Below are 1,560 nucleotides of genomic sequence, written 5' to 3' on the forward strand. Positions count from 1 at the left end.
GGCCACTTCTGGGTGGTGGGGAAAAGACAGATCAAGCGCGAGCCTGCCAGGAGCGTGTCAGACTGTGCAACCCTGGGATCAAGAACGCCCGCCGGTAGCAGGCTCCCGCCCGACTCGCTACAGCGCACCTGGGTCTCGCGGTTGCCCGCCGATGGTGAGTGAAAGATCGCCCGCGTCGAGAGAGTCACTGCTCCCGCGACACCGTACTTGGTCATCATTGCCTTCAGTGTGCCTGTGCCGGGCTCCGCGCCCCGGGGAGGCACCGCTCCAAAGAGCGTGTACAGATCAAGAATTGGTTCCGCCATCTGCTAACTCCTTCGCTTTTGCAAACCGTCGTGCCACGCGTTCTCTGCCCAGCACTAACATCAACTCAAACAATCCTGGCCCTACCTCGCGGCCCGTGAGCGCCACGCGCACCGGGTGGGTCGCTTCGCCCTTCTCACGATGATGACTTGCCGCAACCGTGCGCACCACTTTCTCAATGGCCTCTATTGTCCATTCCGAAAGACTTGCAAGCGCACTATCAAGCTCGGCCAGATACGCCTCCGCGCCCTTGAGCCACTTCGCCACCGATTTCTCATTGTAATCGGGCAGTTCCGTGAAGAAGAAGTCCGTGACTTCGGGCACCTCGCGCAGCTCTTTGACCCGCTCCTGCTCCAGGGCAATCGCAGCGGCGGCATAGTCCGCATCGAGACCCTCAGGAAGGTAGGGCCGGGCACGCGCGTAGAAATCGCCGGGAGAAAGGTTCCGAATATAAACCCCATTCATCCAATGGAGCTTCTCCAGATCAAAGATCCCCGGTGAGAGGGAGATATGGCTAATGTCAAATGCTTCGATGATCTCGTCGCGCCCCATCACTTCCCGGTCATTGCCGGGGGACCAGCCACAGATCGCGAGGAAGTTGAAGAGCGCCTCGGGCAAAATCCCATCCTGGTTGAGATAGCCGATCAGAGACTCGCCGGTCGGTTCGTAGTTTTTATCGAACTCCGGCACTGGCCCTAGGAGCGGCTTGGCACCGTTGCGTTTGGAGAGTTTTTTACGATCCGCCCCTAGGACGCCCGGTGCATGGAGGAAGATCGGGGGCTCCCACTCCAGCGCCTGAAAGAGACAGAAGTGCTTGGGCGTGGAGCTGATCCACTCCTCGCCACGCAGAATATGGCTGATCTCCATGTCGTGGTCGTCTACCATGGCGGCTAAGTGGTAGGGCGGCAAGCCGTCAGCCTTGAGGATAATAAAGTCGTCTTGGGTAGTGGCGTCCCAGAGCGTCTCGCCGCGCAGGAAGTCCACGGTGCGAATAGGGCCTTCGGTGGGCATCTTGAGGCGCACGACGGCGCGCTCGCCATCGGCCATGCGCTTGCGGGCCTCGGCTAGGTCATAGTCGCGGAAGTGCCGATCGTAACGATAGGGAATCTTGCGGGCATCGCAGGCGGCGCGCTTGGCGGAGAGCTCTTCCTCCGTCTCAAACGCCCAGTACGCCTTTCCTGCCTCCAGCAACGACTCAACCACCTCGGTGTAGCGCGGCTTGCGTAGCGACTGGATATACGGCCCATGCGGCCCACC

Annotated in this window: 2 protein-coding genes; both read right to left on the reverse strand. The window is 60.6% G+C overall.

Annotation, left to right across the window (positions count from 1 at the left end; genetic code table 11):
* A partial coding sequence (locus ACH2EH_RS12840) for a hypothetical protein (RefSeq protein ID WP_395142249.1) occupies positions 1-305 on the reverse strand: 305 nt, incomplete at its 3' end.
* Positions 286-1,560, reverse strand: a 1,275-nt coding sequence (gltX, locus tag ACH2EH_RS12845; RefSeq protein WP_395142251.1) for a glutamate--tRNA ligase, incomplete at its 5' end; no start/stop codon positions are given. The genes gltX and ACH2EH_RS12840, both read right to left, overlap by 20 nt.

Source organism: Armatimonas sp. (genome assembly GCF_043760365.1).
Lineage (GTDB): Bacteria > Armatimonadota > Armatimonadia > Armatimonadales > Armatimonadaceae > Armatimonas.